Source organism: Marinobacter sp. H13, from assembly GCF_059072335.1.
The window spans coordinates 4,547,763-4,566,117 of sequence record NZ_JCACRU010000001.1; the positions used below are offsets into that span (position 1 = coordinate 4,547,763).

The following is an 18,355-nucleotide window of genomic DNA, read 5'->3' on the forward strand; positions in this document are numbered from 1 at the left end:
GAAAAATGAAGTGTTCGGCCCTGAGCCAATTAAACCCGCAAACCGTATAGCTGTTCAGAGTTAACCCAAATCAAGGTATCCTTCTGAAGCAGGAGTCGTTCGCTTCATCTCTGCACTGTAAATATCCATTCCAAAAAGGAAAAACCATGACCCACAATCTTATACGGAAATTGCTGATTATTGGTCTCTGTTCTCTTTTTTCAGCCGCCGTGACCGCGCAGACATTCATTTTTACGGCAATACCGGACGAAGATGAAACCAAGCTCGTCGAGCGTTTTCGCGGCATTGCGGACTACCTTTCCGAGGAACTGGATGCCGATGTGAAGTACATCCCCGTGAAATCCTATGCGGCTGCCGTTTCCGCCTTCCGGAATAACCAGGTGCAGCTGGCGTGGTTTGGCGGCCTGTCGGGTGTTCAGGCGAGATCACTTGTACCCGGTTCGCAGGCAATCGCACAGGGCACTGAAGACCAGGCCTTCTACGTCTATTTTATTGCTCATGAGAGCACCGGCCTGGATCGTCAGGATAGCCTGCCAGAAGACGTACGCGGTAAGACCTTTACCTTCGGATCAAAGGGCTCAACGTCGGGACGATTGATTCCGGAGTACCACATCCGCGAAACGTTTGGCGAAGCACCTGAAGATGTCTTTTCTCGCGTCGGCTACAGCGGCAACCACACTCGCACCCTCCGTCTGGTCGAGTCCGGCACCTACGAAGTGGGCGCGATGAACTTCGCGGTCTGGGAAAAAGAACTGGAAAACGGAAACATTGATACCGACGCCGTGAAGGTCATCTGGAAAACACCCGGGTTCCCGAATTACCAATGGAGCATCCGTGGCGACGTGGATGAAAACTACGGCGAAGGCTTTACCGATCGCGTTCGCGAAGCCCTGTTATCGCTTGATGATCCCGAGCTGCTTGAGAGCTTCCCGCGTTCTGATTTTATTCCCGCTTCAAACGACGATTATGAGCCGATTCGCAAAGTAGCGAAAGAAATCGGAATCATTGATTGATGGCAGGCTTTGATCTCTCAGGCCTGACGGCCTCTTTTGGGGGTGAGCGGGTAATCGGGCCCCTCACCCTCAAGGTAAAGGAAGGAGATCAGGTTGCCCTGGTCGGTAAGAGTGGTGCAGGTAAATCCACTCTTATCCGACTTATTCACCAGCGAGTGGATGGCCAGTCATCTCTTGTGCCTCAGGAGCTTGGCCTGGTAAACGCCCTTCCTGTATTTCACAACGTTTTCATGGGCCAGCTCGACAAGCATGCCACCTGGTACAACACCATTACCCTTGTGCGGCCATTCAAACAGGACAGAAAACAGGTCCTGGAGCTTCTGGACGCATTGAGAATGTCTGAAAAACTCTGGATTCCCACAGCTTCGCTCTCGGGCGGGCAGCGTCAAAGGGTGGCCATTGCCAGAGCCCTTTATCGCAACGCCCCGGTCTTATTGGCAGATGAACCCATCTCCGCACTGGACGGCCCCATGGCGCATCACGTTATGCAATTGCTGCGAGATCGCTTCAAAACCAGTGTTATCGCTCTTCACGATGTGGAAATGGCGATGAAGTACTGTAACCGCATTGTTGGCATACAGAATGGGCAGGTCGCCCTTGATGAGCCTACTGACCAATTGGCGGCCGCAGACATCATGTCGTTGTATTAGGATCTGTCGAGCGATGCTCTCCTACCCAACTGTTCGCACCAGCCTGATCTTTCTTGCTATTGCGCTTGTGGGGCTGTTGTTTGCCGATATTGCGATCACCGCAAACAATCCCTGGCGGGATCTGGGCAACTTTTTCCTGGGTGTACTCACTCCGAACTTTTTCAGCAGCGAAGGTCTTCTTACCGCCTTATTGCGAACAGTGGCCTTCGCCTTTGTTGGGGTGACCGTTGGCGGGGTTTGCGGATTTTTTCTGGCTCTGGTGTACCGATTCCTCCCGGTGCGGGTGTTTTGTGCTTTCATCAGGGCGATTCATGAGCTCTTTTGGGCTCTTATTTTTTTGCAGTTTTTCGGTTTCCACCCCCTGACGGGCGTGTTGGCGATCGCGATACCTTATTCCGGCATCTTCGCCAAGGTTTACTCCGAGATTCTCGAGGAAGCTGACCCGGAACCGGGCAGGCTCTTGCCACCGGGAACAGGAACTATCGCGGCGTTTCTGTATACCAGGATTCCTGATTGCTGGGTCCAGTTGAGAACCTACACCGCCTATCGCCTGGAGTGCGGGCTGCGTTCGAGTGCCATACTCGGATTTGTGGGCCTGCCAACTCTGGGGTTTTATCTGGAAACCTCTTTTTCCCAGGGGATGTACTCCGACGCCGGCGCAATGTTGATCCTCTTTTACGTGCTCATTGCCACAATTCCACTATGGGTAAGACCCAAGTTGTTACCCGTGTATATCGTGGGGGCTCCGTTTTTCCTTGGCGATGGCTTGCCCATCGTCTGGGGTAATGTTGAACGGTTTTTCACCGAGGATATTGTCCCCAGCCCACTCAGGGATGGAGAGGGCCTGGCCGGCCTTTTACCGTGGCTGAATGAACTGATGATCGAGCAGGCACTGCCGGGCATCTGGAATACTGTGGTTCTCACTCAGATTGCGCTGGTGGCCACGGGTATCCTCACGCTGCTAGCATTCCCCTTGATCTCAAATCACTTTGGCGGCCCGATACGTCGAACCTCCGGCCATATTTTTCTGGTAATTGCTCGATCAACCCCTGAGTACATCCTGGCCTACATACTCCTGCAACTCTGGGGACCTTCCATGCTTCCTGCGGTGGTTGCATTGGCCCTTCACAATGGCGGCATCATCGGCCACCTGATTGGCCGGCAAACCAACACCATCCGCCTGAGATCCGATGCCCCCAAGGGGCTTAATCGCTATGGTTGGGAACTCGTGCCCAGGATCTACCGATCGTTTCTGGCGTTTCTGTTTTACCGCTGGGAAATCATCATGCGAGAAACCGCTATTCTGGGGATTCTGGGCATCTATACCCTTGGCTTTTACGTTGATAGCGCGATACAGAGTATCCGGTTCGACCAGGCAATGGTTCTGATCCTGGTAACGGCCATGCTTAACATCGGCGTAGACATCCTGGGCCGCTATATTCGCCGCAAGCTGGCCTTGCAGACCATGCCCACCTGCTAGCCCGCACTGCGATCCCCATCACAGTTCCGTCATTTCGGCCAACGCTAAACCGGTAATTGGCGACCGGTTGGCGGTATTGTGCGGATACATTCCGTTACACTCTGATCACCTATTGCAACATTCAGAGTTCTGGTGATGATGGTTAACGGGTTGATTCTCTTCATTCAGGTCGGGCTGCTGGCGCTGCTTGTCCTGTTGGCTGTGCGGGTTATCTCGCTGGTGCGTTCCGAACCCATCGCAGTCGGTCGCCAGGAAATCTGGCCAGCAACGAGGGACACGGTAGCTACCGACCTGCCCTCAAACAATTCCGAATGGCCGGTTGCCAGCAGAAGGCCGACTCCTGAAGCTGCTCCGGACCGGGCTGAGCTCATCACCCGATTGCACATTCTGGTTGGTCTCCAGGAACGGGATTGCCGTGTAAAGGGTCTGGTGCTAGCGACCGCACCCGATGCGGTCAAAGCCTATGCCACGGCTTGGCTGTACGGTGCCGGGTGCGCCCTGAGCGACAAAGGCAGTCGGCATTCCGAGGCACTGGCCGGGATTGTTGCCCAGACCATCAATCGAAAAACGGGGATTCGTCAACCGGAGGCGATGCAGGCGATCAGCACATTAACAGACAGTGCGGTTTATCTGGCTTGTTTCCGGGCGGGTCTGGAAGGTGCGGAGTTCTGGCGATACAACCATTTCGTACCGCCCACGTCGAGTCTTTACGACGCCATTACTGCCAACGCGTTTATTTAGCAGCCTGTTTGTTTGCGGTTTCAAGTACCCAGTCGGTACCCAGGGCAACGGGTTCCGCATGATCCTGTTCGTCCACTCGGGTTCCGGTTATTTCAGGCCGGCTGAAGCCGCCATCATCCGTATTTGCCATGCTGTCCACATCCACGGAACGAACCACATAGGTTACGCCGCCGGCCAGCACTTTCGCGCGATGAGTCAGGCCGAAAACAAACCGGCAGTAATCCAGCTTTAGCTGAATCAGATCCTGTTCGGCTTTGCGGATTTTTCTGAGCAGAACCTTCTGAACGCTATCTCCGTAATCCATCACGTTGTCCCTGCAAATGGCGATGAGATGATTTTACACAATCCCGGACCGTTGTCAGCCGACCAGTTGTCGGTTCAGCTGTCCCGGTGCTATTCGGCCTGGAAAACCAGCTTAACCGGGATGTTTTCGATGGGTTCCTGGCCCTGTTGCAGATCAATGCGCCAGGTCATTTTGCCATCCACGGTGCAGAACGGCGCTGTGAAACGGGCGGAGTACTGGTTTTCCGACTGTTTGCCGAGGGGCACCGGGTACTCGCCCATGTACATGGACTCGCCCCGGAGAACAGCCAGAAAGCGTTCCGGACGCTCCGGCGTGGCAACGGTTAGCTGGTATTCGGTGCCCTGAGCGCCCACGCCCATGGTGTTGAGGGCAACCTGCCAATCTCCGGAACCATTTGACCATTGGCACGGACCGCTTTCCAGCAGATCACACTGAACGGTCTGACTTTCTCCGCCGGACGTTTTGCCAGTGTCTCCCAGCAGGCGCCAACCGAACACACCGGCACCAACCACGGCCAGAATCAATCCTGTAACAGCAATCGCGCGTAACATAACCGCTTCCCGAACAAACCCGGCCGGCATTATGGGGTTTTCTCCGGCCGAGGCAAAGGTTTCTAAACTGGCGCTACTCATGAGAAAATACTGCGCCTTCAATTCGACCCATTCTGACCACAGGACACGCCCGTGCAGCCGGATATTTCCGTTAAGCACCTGAGCAAGGTATATGGCGACGGTTTTCAGGCTTTGAAAGACATTAACCTGGACATCCGCCGTGGCGAGATCTTCGCCCTCCTCGGCCCCAATGGCGCTGGCAAGACCACGCTCATCAGTATCATCTGCGGTATCGTCAATGCCTCCTCCGGACAGGTAACGGCCGCCGGTTACGATATTGTCAAAGACTACCGCAAGGCCCGCGAGACCATCGGCCTGGTGCCACAGGAACTCAACACCGATTCATTCGAAACTGTCTGGAATGCCGTTTCCTTCAGTCGTGGGCTATTCGGCAAGGCGCCGAAACCTGCGCACATCGAGAAAGTCCTGAAAGATCTTTCTCTCTGGGACAAGCGCAACAACCGGATCATGTCTCTCTCCGGTGGCATGAAGCGCCGCCTGATGATTGCCAAGGCGCTCTCCCATGAGCCCCAGATACTGTTCCTGGATGAGCCCACGGCGGGCGTCGACGTTGAACTGCGGCGGGACATGTGGGAAATGGTGCGCAAACTTCGGGAACATGGCGTGACCATCATCCTCACCACCCACTACATCGAAGAAGCCGAGGAAATGGCGGATCGCATCGGTGTCATTCGCGGTGGCGAGATCATTCTGGTCGAGGACAAGGCCCAGTTGATGACCAAGCTGGGCAAGAAAGAGTTGCGACTGCAGCTGCAGCACAAACTGGACAAGGTGCCCGGTGAACTGACTCTGGAGCCGATAGAGCTGTCAGAGGATGGTTACGAGCTGATATACACCTTCGACTCCCAGCGAGAGCAGGCAGGGGTAACCCGATTGCTCCGCACGCTTGGCGATCTCGGTATCGAATACCGAGACCTTCAAACCCGGGAAAGCTCCCTTGAAGAGATTTTTGTCGGCCTGGTGCACGAGTAAAACTGCCGGCTATTCTGGAGAAATGCATGAACCTGTACGGTATCCGCGCAATCTACAATTTTGAAATGGCCCGCATGAAGCGCACTGTGATGCAAAGTGTGCTCTCGCCGGTTATATCCACCTGCCTGTATTTCGTGGTGTTTGGCTCAGCGATTGGCTCGCGGATGGGCGACATCGACAACATCGCCTACGGCGCTTACATCATCCCCGGCCTGGTGATGTTGTCGCTGCTGATGCAAAGTATTTCGAACGCCTCCTTCGGCATCTACATGCCCAAGTTCTCGGGCACGATTTATGAAGTGCTCTCTGCCCCGGTCTCCTATGTGGAAGTGGTGCTGGGCTATGTCGGTGCTGCTGCCACCAAGTCCATCATTCTTGGGCTTATCATCCTGGCGACCGCCAAGTTCTTCGTGGACTACGACGTACTGCACCCCTTCTGGATGCTCTCCTTCCTGGTGCTTACCTCGGTGACCTTCAGCCTGTTCGGTTTCATTATCGGCATCTGGGCCGACGGATTCGAAAAACTGCAGATCGTGCCGATGATGATTGTCACACCGCTGGTTTTCCTTGGCGGTACCTTCTATTCAATCGACATGCTGCCAGAGGTCTGGCAGACCGTGAGCCTGTTCAATCCGGTGGTTTACCTGATCAGCGGTTTCCGTTGGGCGTTTTACGGCGTGTCTGACGTTCATATTGCCATCAGTGTGGGAATGACCCTCGTATTCCTCACGGCCTGCATGGTCGGCATCTGGTGGATTTTCAAGACCGGCTACCGGTTGCGCTCGTGACCTGCGCATCAAGCCCGGTTCGGGGGGCGGAAGTCTGGGCCCTCCTTGCAGCCAGCTTATTGCTCTACGGCTGCTCCTCGGGCATTGCAGCACCTCAGGACGGCCTGCCGGTTGTCGAGGCCTGCTTTGTGTCTGCGTCGGGCGTGGTGCCAGTGCAACTCGAGATTGCCAGCACTTCCGAGCAACGCCAGAAAGGACTGATGGGCCGTACGTCCATGGCTCCCGATGCCGGGATGCTGTTTAAATACCACGAGCCGAGATCAGCCAGCCACGGATTCTGGATGTACAAGACCCTGATTCCCCTCGACATCGCCTACCTGAACGAGGATGGCAAGATTGGCAGCATTCGCAAGATGGTGCCCTGCCCCTCGGCCAGCGGCTCCGGTTGCCCCACCTACCCGGCCGGTGTGCCATTCATCGAGGCCGTGGAGATGAACGCCGGCTTTTTCCTGGAACATGGAATCGGAACGGGCGACCGGCTTGCCATCGGAAAGGACAATTGCCCGGCAAATTAGGCCGGGCAATGTCTCAGCAACCGGTTCAGCTGTCCTGCCACTCTGGCTTGCGCTTCTCCAGAAATGCGCAGATACCTTCCTGGGCGTCGTTCGCCATCATGTTGTCTGCCATCACCTCTGAGGTGTACTCATAAGCGTCCTCCAGCGGCATTTCCAGTTGCCGGTAGAAGGCTTCCTTACCAATCTTCAGAGTATGACCAGACTTGTCGGCAATGGTACGCGCCAGCTTGTAAACCATTTCGTCCAGGTGCTGCTCATCAACAATCTGATTGACCAGTCCGATGCGTTCAGCTTTCACGGCACCAATCATCTCACCGGTCAGCAGCATTTCCATCGCGTGCTTGCGTGACACATTCCGGGACAGCGCCACCATCGGCGTGGAACAGAATAGCCCGATATTCACGCCAGGCGTCGCAAACCGGGCGGTATCGGCCGCCACGGCCAGGTCGCAGCTGGCCACCAGCTGGCAGCCGGCGGCGGTCGCAACACCCGCAACCCGCGCAATGACTGGCCGGGGCAGGTTCACGATCTGCTGCATCACCTTGCTACACTGGTTAAACAGGGCCAGCTGGAATTCATGGCTATCAAACTGCTCACGCACTTCCCGGAGGTCATGGCCGGCACAAAACACGCTGCCATGAGCCGCAAGGACGACAACCCGCGTTTCCGAATCGGAGGCGATGATCGCCAGCTCTTCAGACAAGGCCTCAAGCATCGCCATGGAAAGGCTGTTTTTCTTCTCCGGCTGGTTCAGTGTAAGCGTGGTAATGCCATTTTCGCTGTACTTGTGCACCAGCTCTTGTGTTTGTTCAGTCATGTGGACACTCCATTTGAATCGTTGCTGCACCGGGCATTCTGGAATCTTATCCAGAGTATTGCTGACTGCGTCTATACTGTCGAAGCGACTTTTGTAGGATGCTCAGTTTTCAATGCGTTGCGGTTGTTATAGACCTCTGCTGCCCATAGGGTGTTGTAAGAGGCCAAAACTGCAGAGAGGAATAACACATGTCAAAATCGATGATCCTCAAAGCGATCTTCGCCATCGCGGTTATCGGCGGAGCAGTCTTCATAATCGTAAAAGACGAGCCAGCAACACCAACCGGCGACATCAACAGCATCCAGCCGCTGCCGGAACAGGACAACCCATAAATTAACCGAACCACCACACCGGAACAGGCGAAGCCACGTTGCAGACGACCAGAATCAAAGGACTGACCATCGCGGCTCTGGGCGTGCTGTTTATAGTGCCCGATGCGTTGCTGGTGAAAATCACCTCCGTGGATCCTGTGGTCTTTCTGTTCTGGCGCGGCCTGTTACTGGCGATCAGTTTTTTTGTGATCAGCTGGGCGCGATACCGTTCCCGGCTGGTGCCTGAAATTCGAAAATGCGGCCGTAAAGGCCTGTTCTGTGCCGGTGCCTTTGCCATCAGTACCCTCGGGTTCGTGGTTGGCATGAAGAACACAGCCGCCGGCAATGTGCTGGTCATCCTGAACACCGCGCCGGTCATCGCGGCCGTGATTGCCTGGGCGGTATGGAAAGAAACGCTGCCTCTTCGCACCTGGGTAGTTATTCTGGTGTGCGTCACCGGCGCCACCTTCATGGCCGTGGGAGAATTCGGCAAGGGCGACCCTCTGGGTCTGTTGATGGCCGTGGTTGCCGCCACTGCCCTGGCCTCCAACCTCAACGTAGCGCGCTCCAAACCCGACAGCGATATGAGCGTGATGCTTATGTTCGGCGCGCTGGTGTTGGCAGGTGTTGCGGCATTGCTTGGTGGTGCGCAGATGCCCTCGGCCCGTGATTTCTTCTTTATCGCTCTGCTCTGTCTGGTGTTCCTGCCCACTGCGTGCATCCTGATCCAGATTGGCCCCCGCTATATTCCGGCGGCGGAAGTCAGCCTGATGCTGCTTCTGGAAACCGTGTTCGGGTCTTTCCTTGTTTGGCTATTCCTCGGCGAAGTACCGCCAAAGCTCAGCCTGGTAGGTGGTGTTATTGTATTCTCCGCCCTGGCGGTGCATGGCTGGACAGAAGTAAGCCGGTACCGAAAAGCGCGGGTGGCAGTTGATTAACCCAATTCCCGCGCGCGAAGATACGCGCTGATCAAAAACAAGGAACCGCAATAATGACCACCGTACCCAAGCTCACCGATGCCCTGTTGACCCTCGAAAACCGTGTCGCCACGCTTACTCTGAACCGTCACGACCTGCGCAATGCGCTGACAGGCTCAAACCTGATCGACGACATCGTGACCACCGCGGAATGGGTGAACCAGTGCGACGATGTGTCGGTACTGGTGATCACCGGCGCGGGCTCTGCCTTCAGCGCCGGCGGCAACATCCGGGATATGGCCAACCGCAGCGGCGATTTCGCCGGAGACGTGGCCGAATGCGCCGACCGCTACCGCAAAGGCATCCAGCGCATTCCTCTGGCTCTCCAGAATGTGGAAGTGCCCATCATCGCCGCCGTGAACGGACCTGCCATTGGTGCCGGCTTTGATCTGGCCAACATGGCGGATATCCGCATTGCCTCGGAAAGTGCAAAGTTCGGCGAAACCTTCCTCAACCTCGGCATCATTCCGGGCGACGGCGGTGCCTGGTTCATGCAGCGCTTGATCGGCTACCAGCGCGCGTTCGAGCTTACGCTCACCGGCCGGGTGATCGATGCTACAGAGGCAAAGGAGCTGGGCATTGTGCTGGAGGTAGTACCGGTGGACGAACTGATGAACGCCGCAAACGCCATGGCAAGCCGCATGGCCAGCCAGCCGCCAAAAGCCACGCGGCTCACCAAACGCCTGATGAAAATGGCGCCGAGAATGGAACTGAAGGACTTTCTGGACGTGTGTGCCAACTTCCAGGGCATGTGCCATAACGAGCCGGAGCATCTGGAAGCGGTTAATGAAATGCTGGAGGCTATGTCCAAGAAATAGTGTGAAGGCCGCCTATCCGGCAGGAATCGCTGAAGAAGCCCCCTGACCGGGTGATGGCGTGCAGACAACCATCCTGGCCTGCCCAACAGGCGTGACAATCAGCCGTTTGGCTTTCTCGACCGGATCGTTCACGTAATCTGCGATTTGCTTACCAATAGCTTCAACTTCGGCCATGGCGTTCTGTCTCCTTGTAAGGAAAACATTGAGGTAATGCTTACGCCGGGAGTGGGAACGTCGATCACCTATTCAGAGCCGCGAAATGGCAAAAGTGTCTAAAGAAACTGGTGAATACCTGAGTTGTCACATGATCTATTTCGGTGCCCCATCTAAAGACAAGCCTTTAGGTATTTATGCTGGAGCACGGTGATGGTTAGCGAGGTTTTTCAGGCGGGAAGTTACACTTCCAAAAAAAACGACAAGGGCGGGCACGACAAGACTAAGGAATCTTGGCTCGACCGCCTTTCGCGACCCACTCAGGTTCAGGAAGTCACAAAGGGCGAAAATCGACGCCTTGCCCGCCGCTACCGCTTATCCCTGGGAGAAACTCAACAGTGAATCTCATCTGCTACCTTGGAGTTCTGTCAACAACTGTATCCGACATTACCAATTTCTAGCCCGGATTTCTCATAGTGCTCCAACAACCTTCGCAGACCAAGCCTGGTAGTGCCAGATCCGAGTGGTCATGGTCGAAGTTGGCGATTATTTAGCCAGTTTCCGGCATTCAGGCACAACTCCCCCTTTCCCCCATTGGTATCGGGCCGGGGGAGCCCGATTATCTACTGGGGCACCAAGCGCTGAACCAGTGCTGAGAGATCGTTCTTGTGTGGATAGCTATCACTCATCAACACCCGTATTCGGCGGGTGTTGCGGATGATGACTGCGCCAACCTTGATCAGCTTCAAGCGCAAGGTGCCGGCACTCATACGTTCGAAGGGCGTGTTTTTCAGATGCACCCGCAAACGCTCGAACAGGGTGTAGGCGAAGCCGGATAAGATCAGCCGCCACTGGTTGGTCCACCAGTGTGTGCTGGAGGTGCGACCGGCAAACAGATCCAGTTGTTGATCCTTGATCCGGTTCTCCATATCACCCCGTGCGCAATACTGTTCGTAGTAGAGCTTGAATCCGTCATCGTAGCGGGAGCTGATAACGAACCGGGGGTTCGGGCCTTGAGGGCCATATTCCAGGCGCGCAACCACCCAGCGTGGCTTATGCCAGCTTCGGGCTTTGTAGCGGAAGCGGAAGGTGCTGGCGAGCTTATGGCCATGAGCCTCGTAGTAGGTCCGGACTTTGTCCATGGCTGGGGCGGCAAGCGCCTCCAGCCGCTGGTTGCGGGCCATGCCTACGATGTAATCCACCTGGTTGCGATCGCACCAGGCCAGCAGTCGGGGCTTGCTGAAGTGGGAGTCGCCCCGGAACACGATCCGGGTCTGTGGCCAATACTCGCGAATAAATCGCACCAGCAGCGCCAGAATGGCCCAGCTGTGCCGGGCATCACCTCGATTGCTGGTGCGCAGATAGCTCACCAGCAAGTGCCTACCGCAGAAGACGTAAAGCGGGAAGTAGCAGTGATGGTCGTAATACCGGTTAAAGAACTTACCCGGCTGGTCGCCGTGCACCGGAATATCGGTGCCGTCAAAATCCAGCACGATTTCCTTGGGCGGCTTCTCATGCTGCTCGATAAAGTGGTGCCAGAGCAACTCATGCGCTTTGACAATGGTTTGCCGATCCATCGCCTGCTCCATTCGACAAAGCGTGGACTTGCCGGCCAGAGTCGAGGCATTCCCCGTGGCGGTTTGTAGTGCCTGATCAAAGCGAAGCGCTTCATGATCATTCAGATCTTCGTAGCCACCGGCCACACCGTAGACCCGTTGCCGGACCAGGGACTTGAGCTCATGACGAATCATCCGGGGATCCCGCTGGTCGGTCAGAGTCTCGGCCAGCCGTTGGGTTAACCGGTGTTGTTTGTCGACTTCGCGCAGTAACAGCAAGCCGGCATCGGAGGTGATATGGCCTCCGGAGAAGTCGGTTTCAATCTGGCGGCGGGAAAGTGGCGAGAAGGTCAGTTTTTGAGGTACCATTTTGGATAGCGGTTGTTGGTGTTGATTGATGGTGTAAGGTCCTGAAATTTTAACACTTTCAGCCGCTTTCTTTTATCCCCTCATGAGAAATTCGGGCTAGGGCTTAATTTTAAAAAAGCTATCGTCTAAGCCGTACTTAAGCTTGATGCGTCTCCAGAAGTCTGGCTCTACTTGTCTAGCGAATGCTACGGTTCCGATAAGCTTCTCTATTTGATCATTGTCTAGGTGTCCATTCTTGTAATGATATATCAAAGATCTAATCTCACGTTTTTTAGTTCTACCTAGAGACACATTTCCGTCGTTTGTTAGGACCAAACCGGTTACATGTCGGTTGTGTTTCTTCGATGAGAAAACGGTTTTTTCGTTATTGACTTCTAAGTCTGGAGAAGGTGTTGTAATCAAAATCTCCCTTACAAGGTCAGGGAACCCGAATAATTCACCCTTTTTTGCGGTAGAAAACGTCAAATCGTCAGCATAGCGTGTATAAGTGACGTTTAACCGTTCGCATTCTTTAGACATCGCACTATCGAATTCAAACATAATACAGTTTGATATAAAAGGAGAACTTGGAGCACCAATACTAAGTCGATATCCTAAGTTTTCATTCACAGATCTGAAGAATAGATTAGTAAAGAAATTAAGGTCTGTGCTGTCAACTTCGCCAACATTCTTCTCTAAGACACTTATAAAATCTTCAGGCCTTATCGAAGGAAAAAAATTACGAAAATCCATTTTCAGGATATAGGGGTTCGATTTATGCCTATCGGCATTGTCAACTATAGAGCGTCCCTCCCTGTATGCCATAGCACTGTCATGAATAGGAAGTACCGGCTTCAGGACTTCTAAAGCTTCTCTCTGTAATTTCTTTACAGGAGCTGCTGGCTGCGCAATCTCTCTTAAACCCTTCCCGTTCCGTTTCCGAATATAATAAACTTTGTAACGCCTCGGGCAGGTTTTGGCGTAACGAGATAACTCTCCAGATGGAATGCTAATATTCTTGGACACTTCATTTATAAATGACATATTAGACACCCTCTGGCGTAGTATTCATTTCAATGATTCTATGCCGTCTTTTTTCCGATTCTTCACGCGAGTAAAAAATAGAAGACTCAAGAAACATGCTATTGTCATCAAACCTATCGGACAAATCTTTAGATTTATACTTAATTTTTTTAAAAGACTTCACGCAAACATAAAATGTATCTCGCCCTAAATTTTCTTCCTTTACATATTCAGAAATACTTAACAAATAAATAAAGTTGTTTATTCTGACATTATCGATTTCTATTCCATGAAAACTTAACAGCTTTCGAATTTCCCCAATCCTAAGTGCCCGGTATATCCTTATTACCTCGTAAATTAAAAAGCAAATATGACCAGGGTCATCCTTGTCAAATTTAATAGTTGCATCAATCTTAGACAGTGCAGAGTTCACATCCTCAAATATGAAACCCAAATCGTCTTTGCTAATTCCGGCTGGATTGTGGAGTTCCCAAGGATATACGCAAACGCTATCTTTGTTGGCTCTCCTGAGCGTGGCTAGGGGGCCAAGCTTGATAAAAGAATCGTTGTTGTGATGCTTTTGATTTACGACAACCAAAAGCTTTTTGCGAAGCATTTCATTCGCTGAAAAAAGGCCCAACTCAACTATAGAGCCAGCACTCTCAAGAAAAATTACCAGTAATGACGCAATGTGTGCTAAATCGTTTTCAAAAGCTGCAAGATCTTTATATTGACCTGTTTCATGGTAATCCTTGAAGGTCTCAGCTCTAATGCAGGAGTCATGATAGGTTGGATAGCCATGCTCATCGAACGATTCAAAAAACCGCTCGCGTAACGATAGGGTGTCCATTTGCTTTACATCGACTTCACCACCGCAGATAAACAGGATGTGAGGCTCTAGCCCGAATTTCTCATGAGGGGATAAAAGAAAGCGGCTGAAAGTGTTAAAATTTCAGGACCTTACACCATCAATCAACACCAACAACCGCTATCCAAAATGGTACCTCAAAAACTGACCTTCTCGCCACTTTCCCGCCGCCAGATTGAAACCGACTTCTCCGGAGGCCATATCACCTCCGATGCCGGCTTGCTGTTACTGCGCGAAGTCGACAAACAACACCGGTTAACCCAACGGCTGGCCGAGACTCTGACCGACCAGCGGGATCCCCGGATGATTCGTCATGAGCTCAAGTCCCTGGTCCGGCAACGGGTCTACGGTGTGGCCGGTGGCTACGAAGATCTGAATGATCATGAAGCGCTTCGCTTTGATCAGGCACTACAAACCGCCACGGGGAATGCCTCGACTCTGGCCGGCAAGTCCACGCTTTGTCGAATGGAGCAGGCGATGGATCGGCAAACCATTGTCAAAGCGCATGAGTTGCTCTGGCACCACTTTATCGAGCAGCATGAGAAGCCGCCCAAGGAAATCGTGCTGGATTTTGACGGCACCGATATTCCGGTGCACGGCGACCAGCCGGGTAAGTTCTTTAACCGGTATTACGACCATCACTGCTACTTCCCGCTTTACGTCTTCTGCGGTAGGCACTTGCTGGTGAGCTATCTGCGCACCAGCAATCGAGGTGATGCCCGGCACAGCTGGGCCATTCTGGCGCTGCTGGTGCGATTTATTCGCGAGTATTGGCCACAGACCCGGATCGTGTTCCGGGGCGACTCCCACTTCAGCAAGCCCCGACTGCTGGCCTGGTGCGATCGCAACCAGGTGGATTACATCGTAGGCATGGCCCGCAACCAGCGGCTGGAGGCGCTTGCCGCCCCAGCCATGGACAAAGTCCGGACCTACTACGAGGCTCATGGCCATAAGCTCGCCAGCACCTTCCGCTTCCGCTACAAAGCCCGAAGCTGGCATAAGCCACGCTGGGTGGTTGCGCGCCTGGAATATGGCCCTCAAGGCCCGAACCCCCGGTTCGTTATCAGCTCCCGCTACGATGACGGATTCAAGCTCTACTACGAACAGTATTGCGCACGGGGTGATATGGAGAACCGGATCAAGGATCAACAACTGGATCTGTTTGCCGGTCGCACCTCCAGCACACACTGGTGGACCAACCAGTGGCGGCTGATCTTATCCGGCTTCGCCTACACCCTGTTCGAGCGTTTGCGGGTGCATCTGAAAAACACGCCCTTCGAACGTATGAGTGCCGGCACCTTGCGCTTGAAGCTGATCAAGGTTGGCGCAGTCATCATCCGCAACACCCGCCGAATACGGGTGTTGATGAGTGATAGCTATCCACACAAGAACGATCTCTCAGCACTGGTTCAGCGCTTGGTGCCCCAGTAGATAATCGGGCTCCCCCGGCCCGATACCAATGGGGGAAAGGGGGAGTTGTGCCTGAATGCCGGAAACTGGCTAAATAATCGCCAACTTCGACCATGACCACTCGGATCTGGCACTACCAGGCTTGGTCTGCGAAGGTTGTTGGAGCACTATGAGAAATCCGGGCTAGGTTAAGCCTAGAGCTCTCTAGTTCGACTTTCTTGAATTGCTCAAACGGATGGTGGCCAGAAGACACGGCTGTCATTTCTTTTTATATAGCCTTTACCTTAAAGGGGCGCTGGAGACGACTCAGGCTCCGCATGGAGACTGAGGCGGCTCCAGCGCACCTAAGTGCCAACAATAATTTGGGGTCCGGATATACACCAGACACAACTCGACAAATCAACAAATCGAGCATTCGCGTAAAGGAATTTAGAGGGTATTCTTTTTTTTCAGTAGGAGCAAATCGCTGGAGGGCGTTTTCTCAAAACGTCTACATGAAAAGGTGGCGACTCCGGAAGACATGATCGAACCACTTAGCAGTGAAATTGATGGTGCTCCGGGCCGGAATCGAACCGGCACGACCTAACGGTCGAGAGATTTTAAGTCTCTTGTGTCTACCAATTTCACCACCGGAGCATTCGGGGGAGGTTTTGACGGGCAGAATTGTATAAGTCTGCGTGGGGTAACGCAATTCGGATTCTGCCCTCGCCTTCAAGCTGCTGGGCTGGCTACTGTGGGCTTGGTTGCCCTGCCCTTGTAGATGTATCCGGCGATTTTGGGCGCCTTGGGGATGTAGAGATTTTCCAGTTCCTGGATTTCGAAGCCGGCGTGTCGGATCAGGTCGGCGATGTGGCGATTCAGGTGGCAGCCGCCGGCCAGCTTTTTCCAGCCTGGGGTGATGCGGTGTTGCCACTTGCGGGTGCCATCGTGGGGGGATTCGCCATGTTCCAGGAACAGGAGTTCGCCGCCCGGTTTCAGTACCCGCCACATTTGCTTTAGCGCGGCCTGCCAGTCGGGGATGGTGCACAGGGTGAAGGTGAGCAGTACGGTGTCGACAGAGTGGTCTTCCAGTGGGATTTTCTCTCCGGGCAGGTCCAGCCACTCTACCTTGATGGGGGATCGTGCGAGGTTCGGCTGGGCCTTGCGGCGCATGCCTTCTGAGGGCTCCAGGCCGTACACCATGTCTACGTGTTCGGCATTGTAGAATTCCATGTTGATGGCCGAGCCCATGCCCACTTCCAGAACCACCCCTTTGGCGTGGGGAACTACCTGGCTGCGAAGTTTCATCACCTGGCCCATTGAGCAAGCCCGGTCTATGATGTGAGGCAGTATTCTGTCTTCGTAAAAGCTCATCGGCATCACCATAATTGTTTTAAATCAAGGGTGCGACAATCGGCCCTATCGAAACTGCTAGCTTATTTAGTAGCATAGTAACCATCTGCCGGTAATAACAATATAACAATCAGAGCTAAGGCAGCGGCTGAACGGGTTCGCTGGGCCCGTTTGTTATGATGTGATCGTTACCGGAGGGTTCCCATGGAACTTGATCCTCTCATCCTATCGCGAATCCAGTTCGCGTTCGTGGTGTCATTTCACGCCATTTTTCCGGTGTTTACCATCGGCCTCGCTTCCTACATCGCGGTACTCGAAGGCCTGGCCTTCAAAACCGAGAATCCGATCTGGATAAAGCTTTCTGCGTTCTGGACCAAAGTGTTCGCCGTGGTCTTCGGCATGGGGGTGGTGTCGGGTATTGTGATGTCGTTCCAGTTCGGTACCAACTGGAGTAACTTTGCCCAGGCCTCTGCCAATTTCCTTGGTCCTGTTTTGAGTTATGAGGTCGTAACCGCGTTCTTCCTTGAAGCAGCGTTCCTCGGGGTGCTGCTCTTCGGTCGGGATAAGGTGCCGGCGGGCGTTCATCTGTTTGCCGCCATCATGGTTGCGACGGGAACCTTTATTTCCTCCTTCTGGATTCTCTCGGCCAATAGCTGGATGCAGACTCCGGCGGGCACCGAGCTCCGCGATGGCGTCTTCTACGTGACTTCCTGGAGCGAGGCGATCTTCAACCCCTCCTTCCCTTACCGGTTCGCTCATATGGCGCTGGCGTCCTTCCTGACCGGCGGCTTTGTGGTGGCGGGCGTAAGTGCGTGGTATCTGCTACGCGGTCGCGAGGTTGAGGCGAACAAAAAAGCCCTCTCCATGTGCCTGTGGCTGTTGCTGTTCATTGCGCCTGCCCAGGCAGTTCTGGGGGATTTCCACGGCCTGAACACTCTTGAGCACCAGCCGACCAAAGTCGCGGCCATGGAAGGTAACTGGGAAACCTCCCGTAACGTGCCGTTGTTGCTATTTGCCATTCCCGATCAGGAAAACCAGCGCAACCTGTTTGAGATTGGCATTCCCAGTCTGGCCAGTTTCATTCTCACCCACGAATGGGACGGTGAAGTGCCGGGTGTAAGCGCGGTTCCTGTTGACGAGCAACCACCCGTCGCAATCGTGTTCTGGTCGTTCCGTATCATGGTGGGCATTGGCCTTCTGATGATCGCCTTCGCGGTTACCGGCCTGGTTCTGCGTGCGGGCGGTAGATACTGGCGCACCAACTGGTTCCTTCAGGGTATGCGCTTTATGAGCATTGCACCTTTCTTTGCAGTGCTGACCGGCTGGTTCGTGACCGAGGTAGGTCGGGCGCCCTGGCTGGTGTACGGCCAGATGACCCAGGCCGAGGCCCTGACCCCGTCACTGACCGGTGGTATGGCTCTGTTCACACTTATCGGCTATGTCGTGGTGTACGCTCTGGTGTTTTCTGCCGGTGTCTACTACCTCATGCGTGTGTTGTATGTCGGTCTTGAAGACCGTGATGAGGACGAACACGAGGCAGATCGACCCAAGCGTCCGTTCTCCGCTGCACACGTGCCTTTCGAAATTGACCACAATTCTGACGATACTGTTGGTACTGCCAAGCCCGTCAACCAGGGAGGTCACTGA

20 protein-coding genes and 1 tRNA gene are annotated in these 18,355 nt (G+C 54.0%); 12 read left to right on the forward strand and 9 right to left on the reverse strand.

What is annotated here, in order from left to right:
- Nucleotides 1-146 precede the first annotated feature (146 nt).
- From AC5JQH_RS21185 to AC5JQH_RS21200, 4 genes are all read left to right on the forward strand, one after another.
- The gene (locus AC5JQH_RS21185) at nt 147-1,013 is read left to right on the forward strand and encodes a putative selenate ABC transporter substrate-binding protein (protein ID WP_273093406.1); all 867 of its coding nucleotides are present in this window, start codon (nt 147-149) and stop codon (nt 1,011-1,013) included.
- On the forward strand, nt 1,013-1,663 hold the full coding sequence (locus tag AC5JQH_RS21190) for an ATP-binding cassette domain-containing protein (RefSeq protein ID WP_008171583.1): 651 nt from the start codon (nt 1,013-1,015) through the stop codon (nt 1,661-1,663). Before AC5JQH_RS21185 ends, AC5JQH_RS21190 begins: the two co-directional genes overlap by 1 nt.
- A gap of 13 nt (nt 1,664-1,676) precedes the next feature.
- Nucleotides 1,677-3,143 carry a PhnE/PtxC family ABC transporter permease gene (locus AC5JQH_RS21195; RefSeq protein ID WP_493805955.1) on the forward strand — a complete coding sequence of 489 codons (1,467 nt, stop codon included), beginning with the start codon at nt 1,677-1,679 and terminating at the stop codon, nt 3,141-3,143.
- 135 nt (nt 3,144-3,278) lie between these two features.
- Complete coding sequence (locus tag AC5JQH_RS21200; RefSeq protein WP_493791352.1) at nt 3,279-3,884, forward strand: hypothetical protein; 606 nt, start codon at nt 3,279-3,281, stop codon at nt 3,882-3,884.
- On the opposite strand, the gene AC5JQH_RS21205 is transcribed toward AC5JQH_RS21200, so the two are convergent.
- Together AC5JQH_RS21205 and AC5JQH_RS21210 are read right to left on the reverse strand one after the other, a co-directional pair.
- Complete coding sequence (locus tag AC5JQH_RS21205; RefSeq protein ID WP_008171587.1) at nt 3,877-4,188, reverse strand: hypothetical protein; 312 nt, start codon at nt 4,186-4,188, stop codon at nt 3,877-3,879. The genes AC5JQH_RS21200 and AC5JQH_RS21205 overlap by 8 nt on opposite strands.
- A gap of 89 nt (nt 4,189-4,277) precedes the next feature.
- Complete coding sequence (locus AC5JQH_RS21210; protein ID WP_039881896.1) at nt 4,278-4,739, reverse strand: hypothetical protein; 462 nt, start codon at nt 4,737-4,739, stop codon at nt 4,278-4,280.
- 132 nt (nt 4,740-4,871) lie between these two features.
- On the opposite strand from AC5JQH_RS21210, the gene AC5JQH_RS21215 reads away from it, so the two are divergent.
- The 3 genes from AC5JQH_RS21215 to AC5JQH_RS21225 are packed head-to-tail and all read left to right on the forward strand — an operon-like array spanning nt 4,872 to nt 7,095.
- On the forward strand, nt 4,872-5,792 hold the full coding sequence (locus AC5JQH_RS21215; protein ID WP_008171591.1) for an ABC transporter ATP-binding protein: 921 nt from the start codon (nt 4,872-4,874) through the stop codon (nt 5,790-5,792).
- Between the two features lie 26 nt (nt 5,793-5,818).
- Nucleotides 5,819-6,580 (forward strand): ABC transporter permease, encoded by a 762-nt coding sequence (locus AC5JQH_RS21220; RefSeq protein WP_008171593.1) that lies wholly within the window; start codon nt 5,819-5,821, stop codon nt 6,578-6,580.
- On the forward strand, nt 6,544-7,095 hold the full coding sequence (locus AC5JQH_RS21225) for a DUF192 domain-containing protein (protein WP_405419799.1): 552 nt from the start codon (nt 6,544-6,546) through the stop codon (nt 7,093-7,095). The genes AC5JQH_RS21220 and AC5JQH_RS21225 overlap by 37 nt, the downstream gene beginning before the upstream one ends.
- Before the next feature lie 25 nt (nt 7,096-7,120).
- Here the strand turns inward: AC5JQH_RS21225 and AC5JQH_RS21230 are convergent, their stop codons facing one another.
- Nucleotides 7,121-7,912: an enoyl-CoA hydratase gene (locus AC5JQH_RS21230; RefSeq protein ID WP_405419802.1), complete on the reverse strand. Its 792-nt coding sequence runs from the start codon at nt 7,910-7,912 to the stop codon at nt 7,121-7,123.
- A gap of 188 nt (nt 7,913-8,100) precedes the next feature.
- Here AC5JQH_RS21230 and AC5JQH_RS21235 point away from each other — a divergent pair, with 188 nt between their 5' ends.
- The 3 genes from AC5JQH_RS21235 to AC5JQH_RS21245 are packed head-to-tail and all read left to right on the forward strand — an operon-like array spanning nt 8,101 to nt 10,018.
- Nucleotides 8,101-8,244, forward strand: coding sequence for a hypothetical protein (locus AC5JQH_RS21235; protein WP_167450411.1), 144 nt, complete (start codon nt 8,101-8,103; stop codon nt 8,242-8,244).
- Nucleotides 8,245-8,282: 38 nt separating this feature from the next.
- Nucleotides 8,283-9,161, forward strand: coding sequence for a DMT family transporter (locus tag AC5JQH_RS21240; RefSeq protein WP_053115334.1), 879 nt, complete (start codon nt 8,283-8,285; stop codon nt 9,159-9,161).
- Nucleotides 9,162-9,214: 53 nt separating this feature from the next.
- A complete protein-coding gene (locus AC5JQH_RS21245) occupies nt 9,215-10,018 on the forward strand; it encodes an enoyl-CoA hydratase-related protein (protein WP_405419804.1) in 804 nt (267 codons plus the stop codon).
- Between the two features lie 12 nt (nt 10,019-10,030).
- On the opposite strand, the gene AC5JQH_RS21250 is transcribed toward AC5JQH_RS21245, so the two are convergent.
- From AC5JQH_RS21250 to AC5JQH_RS21265, 4 genes are all read right to left on the reverse strand, one after another.
- Nucleotides 10,031-10,192 (reverse strand): hypothetical protein, encoded by a 162-nt coding sequence (locus tag AC5JQH_RS21250; RefSeq protein ID WP_493805956.1) that lies wholly within the window; start codon nt 10,190-10,192, stop codon nt 10,031-10,033.
- A gap of 602 nt (nt 10,193-10,794) precedes the next feature.
- Nucleotides 10,795-12,096: an IS1380-like element ISMaq3 family transposase gene (locus tag AC5JQH_RS21255; RefSeq protein WP_011784498.1), complete on the reverse strand. Its 1,302-nt coding sequence runs from the start codon at nt 12,094-12,096 to the stop codon at nt 10,795-10,797.
- Nucleotides 12,097-12,192: 96 nt separating this feature from the next.
- Nucleotides 12,193-13,119: a retron St85 family RNA-directed DNA polymerase gene (locus AC5JQH_RS21260; RefSeq protein WP_405419810.1), complete on the reverse strand. Its 927-nt coding sequence runs from the start codon at nt 13,117-13,119 to the stop codon at nt 12,193-12,195.
- Nucleotide 13,120: 1 nt separating this feature from the next.
- The gene (locus AC5JQH_RS21265; RefSeq protein ID WP_493805990.1) at nt 13,121-13,987 is read right to left on the reverse strand and encodes a retron St85 family effector protein; all 867 of its coding nucleotides are present in this window, start codon (nt 13,985-13,987) and stop codon (nt 13,121-13,123) included.
- Nucleotides 13,988-14,095: 108 nt separating this feature from the next.
- Here AC5JQH_RS21265 and AC5JQH_RS21270 point away from each other — a divergent pair, with 108 nt between their 5' ends.
- Entirely contained in the window at nt 14,096-15,397 is a 1,302-nt protein-coding gene (locus AC5JQH_RS21270; RefSeq protein ID WP_011784498.1) for an IS1380-like element ISMaq3 family transposase, read from the forward strand.
- Between the two features lie 528 nt (nt 15,398-15,925).
- On the opposite strand, the gene AC5JQH_RS21275 is transcribed toward AC5JQH_RS21270, so the two are convergent.
- A tRNA-Leu gene (locus AC5JQH_RS21275) sits at nt 15,926-16,012 on the reverse strand.
- 75 nt (nt 16,013-16,087) lie between these two features.
- Complete coding sequence (locus AC5JQH_RS21280; protein ID WP_405419815.1) at nt 16,088-16,729, reverse strand: class I SAM-dependent methyltransferase; 642 nt, start codon at nt 16,727-16,729, stop codon at nt 16,088-16,090.
- 183 nt (nt 16,730-16,912) lie between these two features.
- Here AC5JQH_RS21280 and AC5JQH_RS21285 point away from each other — a divergent pair, with 183 nt between their 5' ends.
- On the forward strand, nt 16,913-18,355 hold the full coding sequence (locus AC5JQH_RS21285; RefSeq protein WP_493805957.1) for a cytochrome ubiquinol oxidase subunit I: 1,443 nt from the start codon (nt 16,913-16,915) through the stop codon (nt 18,353-18,355).